Origin of the sequence: Xanthomonas protegens, assembly GCF_038442435.1 — a bacterium.
Lineage (GTDB): Bacteria > Pseudomonadota > Gammaproteobacteria > Xanthomonadales > Xanthomonadaceae > Xanthomonas_A > Xanthomonas_A sontii.
The window spans coordinates 1-15188 of record NZ_JAQJCQ010000001.1; the positions used below are offsets into that span (position 1 = coordinate 1).

Annotated in this window: 12 protein-coding genes and 3 tRNA genes; 4 read left to right on the forward strand and 11 right to left on the reverse strand. The window is 68.9% G+C overall.

What is annotated here, in order from left to right:
* Positions 1–2 precede the first annotated feature (2 nt).
* Both PIQ37_RS00005 and PIQ37_RS00010 read right to left on the reverse strand, forming a co-directional pair.
* Positions 3–75 (reverse strand) — tRNA-Glu (locus PIQ37_RS00005).
* Between the two features lie 46 nt (positions 76–121).
* Positions 122–197: transfer RNA gene (locus tag PIQ37_RS00010), tRNA-Ala, on the reverse strand.
* 433 nt (positions 198–630) lie between these two features.
* On the opposite strand from PIQ37_RS00010, the gene PIQ37_RS00015 reads away from it, so the two are divergent.
* From PIQ37_RS00015 to PIQ37_RS00025, 3 genes are all read left to right on the forward strand, one after another.
* Positions 631–717 (forward strand) — tRNA-Leu (locus tag PIQ37_RS00015).
* A gap of 164 nt (positions 718–881) precedes the next feature.
* Complete coding sequence (locus PIQ37_RS00020) at positions 882–1262, forward strand: response regulator (RefSeq protein WP_342071890.1); 381 nt, start codon at positions 882–884, stop codon at positions 1260–1262.
* A 159-nt stretch (positions 1263–1421) separates the two neighbouring features.
* On the forward strand, positions 1422–5225 hold the full coding sequence (locus tag PIQ37_RS00025) for a PAS domain-containing protein (RefSeq protein WP_342071891.1): 3804 nt from the start codon (positions 1422–1424) through the stop codon (positions 5223–5225).
* A gap of 81 nt (positions 5226–5306) precedes the next feature.
* On the opposite strand, the gene PIQ37_RS00030 is transcribed toward PIQ37_RS00025, so the two are convergent.
* The 3 genes from PIQ37_RS00030 to PIQ37_RS00040 form a co-directional block, all read right to left on the reverse strand.
* Positions 5307–7670 carry a Tex family protein gene (locus PIQ37_RS00030; protein WP_342071892.1) on the reverse strand — a complete coding sequence of 788 codons (2364 nt, stop codon included), beginning with the start codon at positions 7668–7670 and terminating at the stop codon, positions 5307–5309.
* A 95-nt stretch (positions 7671–7765) separates the two neighbouring features.
* Positions 7766–9400, reverse strand: coding sequence for a hybrid sensor histidine kinase/response regulator (locus PIQ37_RS00035; RefSeq protein WP_342071893.1), 1635 nt, complete (start codon positions 9398–9400; stop codon positions 7766–7768).
* 75 nt (positions 9401–9475) lie between these two features.
* Positions 9476–9691 (reverse strand): hypothetical protein, encoded by a 216-nt coding sequence (locus PIQ37_RS00040; protein ID WP_017907884.1) that lies wholly within the window; start codon positions 9689–9691, stop codon positions 9476–9478.
* 177 nt (positions 9692–9868) lie between these two features.
* On the opposite strand from PIQ37_RS00040, the gene PIQ37_RS00045 reads away from it, so the two are divergent.
* On the forward strand, positions 9869–11080 hold the full coding sequence (locus PIQ37_RS00045) for an NAD(P)/FAD-dependent oxidoreductase (RefSeq protein ID WP_342071894.1): 1212 nt from the start codon (positions 9869–9871) through the stop codon (positions 11078–11080).
* Positions 11081–11212: 132 nt separating this feature from the next.
* Here PIQ37_RS00045 and PIQ37_RS00050 read toward each other — a convergent pair whose 3' ends face one another.
* Genes PIQ37_RS00050 through PIQ37_RS00075 form a run of 6 tightly spaced genes read right to left on the reverse strand, consistent with a single transcriptional unit; the run spans position 11213 to position 15175 of the window.
* Positions 11213–11668: a hypothetical protein gene (locus PIQ37_RS00050; RefSeq protein WP_342071895.1), complete on the reverse strand. Its 456-nt coding sequence runs from the start codon at positions 11666–11668 to the stop codon at positions 11213–11215.
* Positions 11665–11865 (reverse strand): PspC domain-containing protein, encoded by a 201-nt coding sequence (locus PIQ37_RS00055; RefSeq protein WP_026144177.1) that lies wholly within the window; start codon positions 11863–11865, stop codon positions 11665–11667. Before PIQ37_RS00055 ends, PIQ37_RS00050 begins: the two co-directional genes overlap by 4 nt.
* Before the next feature lie 28 nt (positions 11866–11893).
* Positions 11894–12301: a DUF5329 family protein gene (locus PIQ37_RS00060; RefSeq protein ID WP_407136281.1), complete on the reverse strand. Its 408-nt coding sequence runs from the start codon at positions 12299–12301 to the stop codon at positions 11894–11896.
* Between the two features lie 19 nt (positions 12302–12320).
* Positions 12321–13397, reverse strand: a complete 1077-nt coding sequence (locus PIQ37_RS00065) for a class III poly(R)-hydroxyalkanoic acid synthase subunit PhaC (protein ID WP_342071896.1) — start codon at positions 13395–13397, stop codon at positions 12321–12323.
* Entirely contained in the window at positions 13394–14515 is a 1122-nt protein-coding gene (gene phaE, locus PIQ37_RS00070) for a class III poly(R)-hydroxyalkanoic acid synthase subunit PhaE (protein ID WP_342071897.1), read from the reverse strand. Before phaE ends, PIQ37_RS00065 begins: the two co-directional genes overlap by 4 nt.
* A gap of 45 nt (positions 14516–14560) precedes the next feature.
* Positions 14561–15175 carry a CDP-alcohol phosphatidyltransferase family protein gene (locus PIQ37_RS00075; protein WP_017909499.1) on the reverse strand — a complete coding sequence of 205 codons (615 nt, stop codon included), beginning with the start codon at positions 15173–15175 and terminating at the stop codon, positions 14561–14563.
* Positions 15176–15188 lie beyond the last annotated feature (13 nt).

A 15188-nucleotide genomic window follows, 5' to 3' on the forward strand; every position in this document is an offset into this window, starting at 1 on the left:
GGCGTCCCCACGGGGATTCGAACCCCGGTCGCCACCGTGAAAGGGTGATGTCCTAGGCCTCTAGACGATGGGGACGCTGTATAACGATGTCGCCTTTGCGGACGGCCTATGTCCGAAAAGTTGGTGGAGCCAGCCGGGATCGAACCGGCGACCTCTTGCATGCCATGCAAGCGCTCTCCCAGCTGAGCTATGGCCCCACGTGCTGCGAGGAGCGGAATATTAACGATCGTGATCGGCACACGCAAGCGTTTTTTTGCGGAATGTTCGCGACGCCGCACACGACCTCGCCACGACCGGAAGCGTCCGCGCGCACGCCTGCATTGCGCGACGTCTACGCCTCACGTCGAACGATGGACGCGAGGCACGAAGCTCATCGCACGCGACGCCAACCCGCCTCCACAGCCATCCTCCACTCATGTCGGCGATTGCCGATATCGGCACAACGGGTGGACTTGCGCGCCACTTGGGCGGTCAGCAGGAACCGAACCCTCCGCCCAACCTGCGGCGCACCTATATATAGACGTACTCGGGAAGCACCATGGCCACTGCCATTCCCACTGCCCCTCCAACGACGGCAAACGCTGATGCGCTGGCGGCGGGACCGAACTGTCGGCTATACTCCGCGGCCGCGCCGAAGTGGCGGAATCGGTAGACGCAGCGGACTCAAAATCCGCCGCCCTTAAAAGCGTGTGGGTTCGAGTCCCACCTTCGGCACCAGGACTGACGGCAGCTTCGGCTGCCGTTTGTTTTTTGCGCGACCGCCGCGGCGCGCGTCGACGTCGATCACAGGTAAACGCTTCATCTTCCTGCGCGCGTTTGTCTAGGCGGTGGCAGTGACGGTCCCGCTATACTTTCCGTTCCCAAACCTTAACGAGCAAGCGATGTCGGCATTGCGGGGCCTGCGTATCCTGGTGGTCGAGAACGACGAGATGAACGCCACGCTGCTGGAGTTGCAGCTCGCCCAGGCCGGTGCCGAGGTGGTCGGCATCGCCGACTCCGTGCAGCAGGCCCTTGCGCTGATCGACAGCGAGCGCCCGGACCGGGCGGTGCTCGACTTCCGCCTCTCCGCCGGCGAGACCAGCGAACCGGTCGCCCGGGCGCTGAGCGAGCGTGGCACCCCCTTCGTACTCGCCACCGGCGTGGCCGCCGACGCGCTCCCTACCGGTTTCGCCGCCGGCGTGGTGCTGACCAAGCCCTACCTGTCCGAGCAGCTGATCAAGGCGTTGCAGGACGCTCACGCCAAGACGACCGCACGCCCCTGAGAATCCTCGGTCGTAAGCCCGCCGCCTGGTCGGGACGATTCGAGGGACTCAGCCATCAACGCCAAGGACTGTTCGCCGCCTCCTGTCCGGTTTCCCGCCGGCAGCGCCACGGGGGCCTTGCTGCGCGCCATCGATTGGCGTGAGCACGAACTGGGCCCGATGGAGCACTGGCCGCGGAGCCTGCTCACCGCGCTGTCGATCTGCCTGAACTCGCGGTTCCCGATGGCGGTGCGCTGGGGCGAGCGCCAGTTCAACCTGTACAACGACGCCTACGTGCCGATCCTCGGGTTGCGGCACCCGCAAGGGTTCGCCCGGCCGATGGAAGAGGTATGGCCAGACGTCTGGCCCGAGGTGCGGGCGCAGGCCGACCAGGTGATGACGAGCGGCGAATCGACCTGGAACGAACATATTCCGTTGACGATGATGCGCAACGGCTACAGCGAGCAGGTGTATTTCACCTTCTCCTACAGCCCGCTGTTCGACGACGACGGCCGCATCGCCGGCGTGCTGTGTGTGTGCACCGAGGACACGGCGCGGATCACCCTGGCGCGCGAACGCGACACGCTGCTGAAGGCGCTGGACGCGCAACGTGCGCAGATGGCCGACGCCTTCGAGCAGTCGCCGGCGGCGCTGGCGATCCTGCGCGGCCCGGATTACGTGATCCAGACCGTCAACAGGCGCTACCAGCAGCTGGTCGGACCGCGCGAGGTGGTCGGCCGGCCGCTGACCGAGGCCATCCCAGAAATCCAGCAACAGGGCGTCATTGGCCTGCTCGACAACGTCCGCACCAGCGGCGTGCCGTTCATCGACGAGTCGATGACCTTCCAGCTGTGCCGCAGTCCGCACGAAGCGACCTCGGAGACCACGCTGGAATGCGTGTACCAGCCGATGCACGACGCCGAGGGCCGGGTCAGCGGAATCCTGGTGCACGGCATCGACCGCACCGAACAGGCGCGCGCGCAGGCGCACGACAGCTTCCTGCTGATGCTCGAAGACACCCTGCAGAACCTGCACAGCACCGAAGCCATCTGCGAGACCGGTGCCGCCCTGCTCGGCCAGCACCTCGGCGCCAACCGCTGCGCCTACGCGATCGTCGAGGCCGACGAGGACGTGTTCGACGTGCGCGCCGACTACGTCGACGGCGCTTCGCATCTGACCGGGCGCTCGCGCTTCAGCGATTTCGGCAGCGACCTGCTGGACTGCATGCGCGAAAACCGGCCGTGGGTGGTGCAGGACACCGAGACCCACCAGCCGCCGATGCGCCTGGACGATCCGAACTACCGTCGCCTGGGCATGCGCGCGGTGCTGACCGCACCGCTGCACAAGGCCGGCCGCCTGGTGGCCGCGATCGGCGTGCACCAGGCCCAGCCGCGCGTGTGGACCTCGGCCGAGATCGAGCTGGTGCGGCTGGTGGCGGCGCGCTGCTGGGAATCGATGCAACGCGCGGGCGCGCAAAGCGCACTGGCCAGCAGTGCCGCGCGCCTGAGCGAACTGGCCGATGCGATGCCGCAGATCGTGTTCACCGCCATGCCCGACGGCCACGTCGACTACTTCAACCGCCGCTGGTACGAGTACACCGGGCTGCCGGTCGGCGAGGCCGGCTACGACAGCTGGCGCCATGTGCACACCGAGGAAGGCCTGGCGCGGGTGATGGAGGTGTGGCCGGAAGCGCTGCGCAGCGGCAAGCCGTACGAGATCGAGTACCCGCTGCGCCGCCACGACGGCGAGTACCGCTGGCATCTCGGCCGCGCCCTGCCGATCCGTGACGACAGCGGCCGCATCGTGCGCTGGATCGGCACCAATACCGACATCCACGACCGCCGCCTGGTCGAGCAGCGCCTGCAGGAAAGCGAACTGCGCTTCCGTCAGCTGTGCGACAACGCGCCGGTGATGATCTGGATGTCCAATGCCGACGGCGACTGCGAATACATCAGCCGCCAGTGGTATCTGTTCACCGGGCAGAGCGAACAGGAGGCGCTGGGCAGCGGCTGGCAGGAAATGATCCATGCCGACGACCTGGCCACGGTCGGCCGTACCCTCGCGCGCGCCTGTGCCGACCGCCGCGCCTACACCGTGGAATACCGCCTGCGCCGCCACGACGGCGAGTACCGCTGGTGCGTGGACACCGCCACGCCGCGCTTCAGTTCGTCCGGCCAGTTCCTGGGCTTCATCGGCTCGCTGCTGGACATCTCCGAGCGCAAGCGCATCGAGAATGCCACCACCGCCGAGCGTGCGGCGCTGGAGATGATCACCACCGGCAAGCCGCTGAGCACGGTGCTGGAGGCGATCGCGCGCGGCATCGAGTCGCAGAGCGATGTCGGCCTGCGCTGCACCATCATGCTGGTCGACGAGCACCGCCAGTGCCTGCTGGAAGGCGCCGCGCCGAGCATGCCGCCCGCCTTCCGCAAGGCGGTGCAGCGCCTGCCGATCGACCCCAACACCGGCTGCTGCGGGCGCGCCGCCTACCTGCGCCGGCAGGTGCTGTGCAGCGACGTGCGGGTGAACCCGCATTGGCAGGCGTATCTGGCGACCGCCCTGGAGGCGGACATCGTCGCCTGCTGCTCGACGCCGATCCTGGCCAGCGATGGCGAAGTGCTGGGCGTGGTCGCGCTGTACTACCCGTTCGTGCACTACCCCAACCCGCACGAACAGGATCTTGCGCGCTCCGCCTCGCACCTGGCCGGCATCATCATCGAGCGCCGCGGCACCGACCTGCGCCTGCAGCAACTGCTCGCCGCCGAGCAGAGCGCGCGCAGCGAGGCCGAACGCGCCAGCCGCATGAAGGATGAGTTCCTGGCCACGCTCAGCCACGAGCTGCGCACGCCGCTGAACGCGATCCTGGGCTGGTCGCGGCTGATGCAGGACGATGCGGTGCGCGAGAAGGACCTGAGCAAGGGCCTGGAGGTGATCGAGCGCAGCGCGCATTCGCAAGCGCAGATCATCGACGACCTGTTGGACATGAGCGCCATCCTGTCCGGCAAGGTCCGCCTGGAGGCCGGCGAGCTGGACCTGCGCGCACTGTTGAGCGAGACCATCGATGCGGCGCGCCCCGGCGCGCAGAACAAGGGCATCGACATCGTGCTGGTCGCCGACGAAGCGACCGCCCTGCCCTATCTGGGCGATCGGGTGCGGCTGCAGCAGGTGCTGACCAATCTGATCGGCAACGCGATCAAGTTCACCCCCAGCGCCGGCACGGTCACGGTGACCCTGGACAGCACCAGCACCCACGTCCGCATCGCCGTCGGCGATACCGGCATCGGCATCGACCCGGCGTTCCTGCCGCACGTGTTCGACCGCTTCCGCCAGGCCGACGCCAGCAGCACGCGCAGCGCCGGCGGCCTCGGCCTGGGCCTGGCGATCGCCAAGCAGCTGGCCGAACTGCACCAGGGACAGTTGTCGGTCAGCAGCGACGGCGTCGGCCTCGGCGCGACCTTCACCCTGCTGCTGCCGCGCAACGACGTACAGAGCCTGGATCCGATCCGCCGTGGCAACGATGCCGCTCTGTCCGGCGGCATGCTGCGGCGTGACGGCATTCGCCTGGATGGCGTGCGCGTGCTGGTGGTGGACGACGACATGGATTCGCGGGGCGTCACCCAGCGCTTCCTGCAGGAAGCCGGTGCCGTGGTCGAGGCCGCGGTCTGCGCCGACGATGCCGAAGCGCTGTTGCGCGAACGGCCGTATGCGCTGCTGGTCAGCGACGTCGGCATGCCGCGCCGCGACGGCCACAGCCTGATCCGCAGCATCCGCGCCCGTGGCGCCGGCGCGGCCAGCCGCATCCCGGCCATCGCGCTGACCGCCTACGTGCGCAGCGAGGATCGCGCGCTGGCCCTGGAGGCCGGCTTCGATGCGCACCTGGGCAAGCCGGTGGATCCGGTCAAGCTGCTCGGACTGGCCGCCTCGCTGGTGGCGCCGGCACCGGCCGCGATCGCCACCGACCAGAGCCAACGCGCCGAATCGGCCTGAGTCGGCGCTGCCCGGCCGCATCGTGCGGCCGGCACTGGATGCACCGGCGCGAGCGCGCCGGATCTCGTTTCTGCTGGAACCTCAGCTGCGCTTGGCGCGCGCGAACGCGTCGGCCAGCGCACTGTTGACCGGCGCCGCGGCAGCCGGCCGCGGCTTGGCATTGCCGCCGCCCGGATTGCCGCGCCCGTCGCGCTCGCGGCGCGGCGGGCCGCCGGCATTGCGTGCGCCGTTGTCGCGGTCGGCCGGACGCGCCGGCGCCGGTGTGTCGTCCAGGCGCCGGGTCAGCGCGATGCGCTTGCGCGCCACGTCCACTTCCAGCACCTTGACCTTGACGATGTCGCCGGCCTTGACCACGTCGCGCGGATCCTTGACGTAGCTGTCCGAGAGCGCGGAGATGTGCACCAGGCCATCCTGGTGCACGCCGATGTCGACGAACGCGCCGAAGGCGGCGACGTTGCTGACCACGCCTTCCAGCACCATGCCCGGCTTGAGGTCCTTGATGTCCTCCACGCCGTCGGCGAAACGCGCCGCCTTGAACTCCGGGCGCGGATCGCGGCCCGGCTTTTCCAGTTCCTTGAGAATGTCGCGCACGGTCGGCACGCCGAACTTCTCGTCGGTGAACTGGTCCGGCTTGAGCCCGCGCAGGAAGCCGCCGTCGCCGATCAACGCCTTGATCGGCTTGCCGGTGGCGCCAACGATGCGCTCCACCACCGGATAGGCTTCCGGGTGCACCGCCGAAGCGTCCAGTGGCTCCTCGCCATCGGCGATGCGCAGGAACCCAGCGCATTGTTCGAACGTCTTGTCGCCCAGCCGCGGCACCTTGAGCAGGTCCTTGCGACGCTTGAACGGGCCGTTGTCGTCGCGGTGGCGCACGATGTTCTCGGCCACACTCGACGACAGCCCGGACACGCGCGACAGCAGCGCGGCCGAAGCCGTGTTGACGTACACGCCGACCGCGTTCACGCAGTCCTCCACCCGCGCGTCCAGCGCCCGCGCCAGGCGGTACTGGTCGACGTCGTGCTGGTACTGGCCCACGCCGATCGCCTTGGGCTCGATCTTGACCAGTTCCGCCAGCGGATCCTGCAGGCGCCGCGCGATCGACACCGCGCCGCGCAGGGACACATCGAGCTGCGGGAACTCCTTGGCGGCGAACTCGGACGCCGAATACACCGAGGCGCCGGCTTCGCTGACCACGATCTTTTCCAGCTTCAGCTGCGGGTTCTGCTTGATCAGGTCCGCGGCCAGCTTGTCGGTTTCGCGGCTGGCGGTGCCGTTGCCGATTGCGATCAGCTCCACGCCGTGCTGCGTGCACAGCTGCCGCAGCGTGTGCAGCGACTGGTCCCACTGCCGGCGCGGCTCGTGCGGATAGATGGTGTCGGTGGCCAGCAGCTTGCCGGTGGCGTCGACCACCGCGATCTTGCAGCCGGTGCGGATGCCCGGGTCCAGGCCCAGGGTCACGCGCGGCCCGGCCGGCGCGGCCAGCATCAGGTCCTGCAGGTTGTCGCCGAACACCGCGATCGCCTCGGCCTCGGCCTTTTCGCGCGCCTGGTTGAACAGGTCCAGCAGCAGGTGCATGTGCAGCTTGGCGCGCCAGGTCAGGCGACAGGCATCCAGCAACCAGCGGTCGCCCGGGCGGCCCTGGTTGGCGATGCCGGCGCGCAGCGCGACGCGGCCTTCGGCGTACTGGTGGCCGGCCTCGGCCTCGCTGCCGGGATCCAGTTCCAGATACACGATCTCCTCGCGGCGCGCGCGGAACAGCGCCAGCAACCGGTGCGAAGGAATCTTGGCCAGTGCTTCGGCGTGATCGAAGTAGTCGCGGTACTTGGCGCCTTCCTGCTCCTTGCCCTCGGCCACGCGGGCGCGGATGACCCCCACCTCGCCCAGCCAGGTGCGCAGTTCGCCGACCAGTGCCGCATCCTCGCCCCAGCGCTCCATCAGGATCGCGCGCGCACCTTCCAGCGCGGCCTTGACGTCGGCCACGCCCTTGTCGGCATCGACGAAGCCGGCAGCGAAGGTTTCCGGCACCTGGCTCGGATCGGCCAGCAGGCCGTCGGCGAGCGGTTCCAGCCCGGCCTCGCGGGCGATCTGCGCGCGCGTGCGCCGCTTCGGCTTGTACGGCAGGTACAGATCTTCCAGCCGCGACTTGGTGTCGGCGGCGACGATCTCCGCACGCAGTTCGTCGCTGAGCTTGCCCTGCTCGGCGATACTGGCCAGCACCGCGGCGCGGCGCTCTTCCAGTTCGCGCAGATAGGTCAGGCGCACTTCCAGGTTGCGCAACTGGGTGTCGTCGAGCCCGCCGGTGACTTCCTTGCGGTAGCGCGCGATGAACGGGACGCTGGCGCCCTCGTCGAGCAAGGCGATGGCGGCGCGCGCCTGCGCCGGCTGCGCGCCGATCTCGGCGGCGATGGTGTTGGCGATCTGCTGGGCGAGCTGAGTGTCGTGCATTGCGTCCGGCCGAAGCCGCCTTGCGGAAAACCCGCATTTTCGCAGTGCGCGCGCCGCCGGGGAACCCGTTGACAGGCGCGCGCCGACCTGTCGCGTCAGGTGACCCCGGTAGGCCCGTCCAGCACCATGCGCACCTTGCGGATCAGCTCCTGGCGGTTGTACGGCTTGGCCAGCACCTCGAACTCGTTGCCACCGGCATCGGTACGCTCGATCGAGGACTCGGCATACCCGGTGGTCAGCAGCACCTTGATCTTGGGCCGGCGCCGCCGCGCCTCGCGCGCCAGCATCACCCCGTTGAGGCCCCCCGGCATGATCAGGTCCGAATACAGCAGGTCCACGTGCACGCCGCTATCGAGCAGCTCCAACGCCTCGCGGGCGTTGTACACCACGTGCGTGGCATAGCCCTGGTCGCCCAGGAACAGCCGCGCCAGCTCGGCGATGTCCGGCCGGTCCTCGACGATCAGGATGGTCTCGTCGCCCTGGCGATCGAACGGGCGGCGCGTGCGCGAATCGCGCGGGGCCATGTTCTCGACGTTGTCGTCGATCGGGAAGTACAGGCGCACGGTGGTGCCGTGGCCCTCCTCCGAATACAGGCGCACCGCGCCGCCGGACTGCTTGGCGAATCCGTAGACCATGGACAGGCCCAGGCCGGTGCCCTTGCCCTCTTCCTTGGTGGTGAAGAACGGATCCAGCACGCGCGCCAGCACTTCAGGCGGCATGCCGCTGCCGTTGTCGGTGATCGACACGCACACGTAGTGGCCGGGCAGCAAGTTGTCGTAGGTGGTGGGTTCGTCCGCGCGCACCGAGACGTTGCGGGTCTGGATCACCAGACGCGGCGCCGCCTGGTCGGCCATGGCGTCGCGCGCATTGATCAGGATGTTCAGCAGCGCCACTTCGGCCTGGGTCGGGTCGATCCGGCAGTTGCGCAGGTCCGGCGCCAGTTCCAGCGAGAACGCGATGCCGTCGCCCAGCGTGCGCTCGGCCACATCGCTCATCCCGGCCACCAGGGCGTTGAGATTGAGCACGCGTCCTTCCAGCTTCTGCTTGCGCGCGAACGCCAGCAGCTGCTGGGTCAGGCGCGCGGCCTGGCCGGCAGCATCGCGTGCGCGGTCCACGCTCTTGCGCAGCAGCGACGGATTCAGCGGGTCGCTCTCGACCGCGTGCTCGATGAGTTCCAGATACCCGGACATGACCTGCAGCAGGTTGTTGAAGTCGTGCGCGATGCCGCCGGTGAGCTGGCCCAGCGCCTCCATCTTCTGCGCCTGGCGCAGCGCGTCCTCGGCATCGCGGCGGCGGCTGACGTCCAGCTGCGAACCGAAGAAATACACCAGCTCGCCGCGGTCGTCATACACCGGAGAGATATACAGCGCGTTCCAGAAGCTGGAACCGTCCTTGCGGTAGTTGAGGATCTCGACCGCCACTTCGTCATGCGACTTGATCGCATCGCGGACGCTGCGCACCGTCTCGCGATCGGTGTCCGGCCCCTGCAGGAAGCGGCAGTTATTGCCGATCAATTCCTCGCGACCGTAACCGGTCATTTCCAGGAACGCGCGGTTGACGAAGATGATCGGATTGTCCGGCTGCCGCGGATCGGTCACGATCATCGGCATGCGCGTGGTCTGCACCGCAGCGAAGAAAATATCGCTGCGCTGGTTGGACATGTCGGTGGGAGCGTTCGGGTCGACGGTCGTCGGCGGCGCCGAGGTGTTACTGGTTTCTGGTGCGGGCATGGTCGGTGGCAGGTCGATGCGAACCGTCGCTGGCCCGCCTAGGCGGGCGGCCACACCGGGGTTCGCACGCCGGCGTCAACGCGAATAATACCTGTGCAAGCGTTCTACCACGATATCGTCCTGCAGCGACTCCAGCGCCATGATCCGCACCTGCCGATCGCTCAATGCCAGCACGCGCTCGACATAGATCTCCGGGCCTGCCTCGGTTTCCTTCATGGACTTGCGGAACCCGTAGGGCACGACGCCCTTCTCTCCGTCCTTGCTGCCACCGATATACAGAACGACCGACATGACGCTTCCTCTGCAGGGAATTCGTGGAACTGGCGCGCACCATACACAGCGCCATGTGAGGGACTTCTGCACCGAGATTAATCGCGGCTGTTTGCCCGAACATGACGTCCGCGGCGGCTCACGCGGACTTAACCGGACCTGCGCCTAAGTCGCACATCCTTTCTGCACCGGGGCGTCATGGATCTCAAGAGCGGTTATCCCTTCTGGTCGGTCCGCAACGGCCTGATGCAAAGCTTTCCGCAGCTGCGCGACGACGTGCGCTGCGATGTCGCGGTCGTCGGCGGCGGTATCACCGGCGCCTTGATCGCCGAGGAACTGAGCGCGCACGGGCATGCCGTGACGGTCCTGGAGCAGCGCGACATCGGCTGGGGCAGCACCGCGGCCAGCACCGCCCTGCTGCAGTACGAGATCGACACCCATCTGATCGATCTGGCCAAGCGCTATGGCGAACCTGCCGCCGCCCTCGCCTACGGCGCCTGCGCGCAGGCGCTGGAGCAGTTGCGCGATCTGGTCCGGCCGCTGCGCGATGTCGACTTCGGCTGGAACGACAGCCTGTACTACGCCAGCAAACGCCGCCACGTGCGGGTGCTGCAGGAAGAGCTGGAAGTGCGCGCGCGACACGGCCTGGACGTGGAATGGCTGGACGCGCAGACGCTGGACGCGGACTACGGCCTCCAGGCGCACGGCGCGATCCTCAGCCACCAGGCGGCGCGGGTGGATCCGTACCGCCTCACCTACCGCCTGCTCGGCCGCGCCTTCCGGCGCGGCGTCGGTGTCTACGACCGCACCCGCATCGCGCGGATCGTGGTCACTGGACGCGGCGTGACCCTGCACACCGACCAGGGCGCGCAGGTGCGCGCCGGCCATGTGGTGATGGCCGCCGGCTACGCCAACCAGCACTGGCTGGATCAACGCGTTGCCCGCAACCGCAGCAGCTACGCCTTCGTCAGCGACCCGCTCGAGCCTTCCGTCCTCGGCCCATTGCGCGACACCATGATCTGGGAAAGCGCGCGGCCGTATCTGTACCTGCGCAGCACCGGCAACGGCCGCATCGTCGCCGGCGGCGAGGACGACAGCGTGGACGTGCCGGCGCGCCGCGACGCGCGCGTGGACAGCAAGGCGCGCACGCTGTCGCGCAAGATCGCCAAGGTGATGCCGGGACTGGAGCTGCAGCCGACCTTCGCCTGGGCCGGCACCTTCGCCGAGACCGAGGACGGCCTGCCGTTCTTCGGCCCGCACCCGCAGCACGGCCCGCGCGTGCAGTTCGCCATGGCCTACGGCGGCAACGGCATCACCTACAGCATGATCGGCGCCGGCCTGCTGCGCGCGCAGATCGAGCGGCATGCGCACCCGCTCAAGCGCCTGTTCGGTTTCTCCCGGCTCGACTGAGCCGAGCCATCAACAAGCGCCACTGGTACATCCGTAGGAGCGGCTTCAGCCGCGACCGGGGCGGTCCCGGGAAAGCCCGTCGCGGCTGAAGCCGCTCCTACGCGAAAACACGCGATGGTCGGTGCACTGAACTCAACCCGTCCCCGGCCACCAACCGCGGCCGTACAGCGCATAGCGATCGGCGGCGCGTTCCAATGGATTGCGCACGCTGACCCCGCCGCAGGCCAGGTACACCGGCAGGAACAGCGGCCCGAGCAGCATGTACTGCAGCACGTGCGCACGTTCGTGGTCGCCGAGCCGTACCGCAGGGTGCCGGCAGCGACCGGCAGCGTGCTCGTAGGTGGCGCAGGCCACGTCCAGGTCGTCTGCGCTGAGCAGGATCACGTTGCCCAGCGTCATCGCCCCGCGTGGCCGCATCGGCACGCGTTCGAACACCAGCGCCAGTTCGCGGCGGCTGAAGCGCAGGCGCGCCCCGAAGGCCAGCGCGATGGTCCCCGCGAGCATGCCCAGGATGGTGTTCGGCGAGGTCCAGAGGACGCCGACGGCGATGCCGGCACGGCGCCAGACCCGCGGCCGCGGCCGCGTCAATCGGCTTCGTTCGGAATCAGCAGCCACAGGATCAGATAGACCAAGATGCCGGGGAAGGCGGCCGAGACGATCGACCCGACCACGTACAGCACCCGCAGCAGGGTCGCATTCCAGCCGAAGCGGTGGGCGATCCCGCCCATCACGCCCGCGATCATGCGGTCGTTCAACGAGCGCGACAGCGAACGGGGTTGCGACATGGCAGCGGCTCCAGCGACGGCGGCTGGCTCACTCTACGCGCGCCGGTGCGGGCGCGGCGTGACGGCGCAACGCCGCCAATTGTTGCTCGAACCAGGCCGCCGCCTCCTGTTCCGGCCGGCCAGGACAGGCGACACGGTAGGCGCGTCCGCTGACGCTGCTGCGGCTGGCGCCGCGCGCGATGAACTGCTCGGCGCTGTCCACCAGGTCGCGCGAACGCAGTGCCGCATACTTGCGCTGCAGATGCGCCTCGGCCTCGCGACCGGAGTACCAGGTCCCGTTGCGTTGGAACCGGCACGGCGAGGACTGCAACGCCGCCAGCAGTCCGCGGATTTCACGGTCGGCCGCGGCCGCAGGCGCAGCCGTACCGCGCTGCACGCTCAGGCAGGCGAGCGCCACCGCCAGCACGACGCCAGCAAGGCGCGCCCCTGGCGGCACGACAGGCCGCCGCTGGCGCTCAGTGCCCGCCATCGCGCTCGGCCAGCCACTGGTGCAGCGCCGCCGGCACTTCGCGTTGGGCGCGGCCGGAGACGTAGATACCGATATGGCCGCCGCGGAAACTCAATTCGGCGTAGTCGCGGCTGCCGACCACGCCGCGCAGCGCCCGCGACGCGTCCGGCGGCACCAGGTGGTCCTGCTCGGCATAGACGTTGAGCACCGGCATGGTGACCCGCCCCAGGTCCACCGTGTGCGCACCGATGCGCGCGCGCCCGTGCATCAGCGCGTTGTCCTGGTAGAACTGCTTGACGAACTCGCGGAAGGTCTCGCCAGCCAGGTCCGGCGAATCGAAGATCCATTTCTCCATGCGCAGGAAGTCCTCCAGCGCCCGCGGATCGTCGAGGATGTCGAGCAGGCCGACGTACTTCTGCAGGTTCAGGCGGAACGGCTTGAGCATCAGGTAGCTGACGTTCATCAGGTCCGCCGGTACGTTGCCCAGCGTGTCCACGAACAGGTCGACATCGACCTGGCGCGCCCAGTTGGACAGCATGTTGTCCGGGGTGTGGAAATCCACCGGAGTGACCATGGTGATCAGGTTGCGCACCTTCTCCGGCTGCAGCGCCGCGTAGCACAGCGAGAACGTGCCGCCCTGGCAGATGCCGAGCATGTTGACCGGCGCGCCGCCGCCTGCGGAACGCAGATGGTCCACCGCGCCGTCGATGTAGCGCAGCAGGTAGTCCTCGAGCGTCAGGTAGCGCTCGGAGCGGTCCGGGTAGCCCCAGTCCAGCACGTAGACGTCCTCGCCCAGCGCCAGCAGGCCCTGCACCAGCGAGCGGTCGGCCTGCAGGTCGACCATGTACGGGCGGTTGACCAGGGCATAGACGATCAGCAGCGGCACCTTGGCGGTGGGCGGGCGTTCGCCGACGAAGCGGTACAGCACCACCTTGCCATCGCGCCACACTTCCTGGCGTGCGGTGGCGCCGTAGTCCACCGCGTCCAGGCCCGGCAGCACGCGCAGACCTTCGAGCAGCTTGCGCTGCAGCTCCAGGGTTTCCTGGACCAGATCGTCGCTGCTGAAACTCAGCGGTCCCTTCATGCGCGACTCCGGCGTGCCGCCGGCGTGGTCCCGGCCCGCCGCGGCTTGACGGCGGGCGTGGCCTTCGCTGGCGTGGCGGCGTTGGATTTGGATTTGGATTTGGGCGCGGCGGCTGCCGCCCGCGCAGGGGCCGGCCTGGTCGCGGTCTTCCTGGCGCTCTTCTGCGGCGAAGCCGGGGCCGTGACAACCGGTGCAGGTCCGGCTGCGGCAGTCGCGCCCTGCCCTTCGCCGCGCTCCAGTCGTCGCAGCCGCCGTTCCAGGTCGGCAATGCGCCGATGCGCGGCATCCAGTTCGGTACGCGTGGGCAGGCCCACCTGCTCGCACACCTGCTCGGTCTCTCGCTGCAGCAGGGCGCGCAGGCGCATCTGCGCGTTCGCGACGTCGGCGTAGACCTGGCGGAACTCCGGCGACAGCGCGGCCGCCGCATACGCTTCCTCGGCCGCGTCGATCCACAGATCGAACATCGCCCGCGCGTTGGTCAGTTGCCGGCCCGGATCCTCGTGCGCGCGCAGCTTCTCCTCGAACAGGCCGAAAGCGCGGTCGATGGCGCCCTGCAGCAGCCCCAGATAGGCCTGCAACTGCGCCTGGTAGTCCTGCTGGGCTTTGGCCAGCGCCCGCCAGCGCGCCTGGTGGTTGCGCGCCGGGCCGAACCCGGGCATCTGCAGCCATGGGCCGCTGTCGCGTTGCAGTCCCTGCAGCCACTGTGCCGCCTGCTGCAGCCACGGGTCGATCCCGCCCTGGCCGGCGCCGCGCACCGCACCCAGCAGCCACTGCAGCAGTTGCTCGCGTTGGCCCTGTACCTGGCGCTTCCAGGCGTCGGCGACGTCGGCACTGCTGGCGTCGCGGCCGGCGAACTGCGCCGCCACCTGCTGCATCGCTCCGAGCCAATCGCCGGCCTGCTGCTGGAACTGCGCCAGCGCGTCCTCGGCCTGCGGCGCGCTGCCGCGAGGCAGCCACTGGCTCCAGGCCGCGATCGCCTCGCGCCAGGAACCGGCGCCATCGCCAGCCGCGGGCGACGTGGGGGCCGCGGCGCCCTGGCGCAATGCGGCGCTCCAGGCGTCCCAGTACTGCCGCGTCATCGCCTCGAAATCGCCGGCGCCACCGCCGCTAGCCTTCATCGCCACTCTCCAGACCTGGCCCGCGATGATAGCAACCCGCTGCGATCAGGGCTTGGGAATGCGTAGCGTCTTGCTGATCATCAGCGAGCCGGACAGCGCGAACAGCAGCGCCAGCGGGTGCAGCAGCCACGGCCCCAACCGCCACTCGCCCCACCACAAGGCGTCGCCGATATGGCCCAAGTGCGCCGCGATCGCCAGCACGATGACCAGGCCCAGGCTACTCGGGATCGGCGTGCCCTCGAAGTACGGCACCTTGTCGCCATCGCCGGCGATCTGCTCGGCGGTGACGTTGTAGCGGGCCAGGCGGCTGACCCCGCAGCAGACGAAGAAGCTCAGCACCAGCCAGTCCCAACCGCCCTGCATGCCGCAGGCGTAGGCCAGCGCCGCCGGGGCCACGCCGAAGGAGATCACGTCGGCGAGCGAGTCCAGCTCGCGGCCCAGGGTCGAGGACGACTTGCGCCAGCGCGCCACCCGGCCGTCCAAAGCGTCGAACACGAATGCCAGCGGGATCAGCGCCATGCCGAACAGCAGGTCGCTGCGGCGGCCGTCCTGCAGGAAGCGCATCGCCGCGAACACCGCGCCGGTGCCGCAGAAGGCGTTGGCGAGGGTGAACCAGTCGGCCAGCTGGAACTCGCGCAGCATGGAGAAGTGGCGTTTCATCGGCATAACGTGG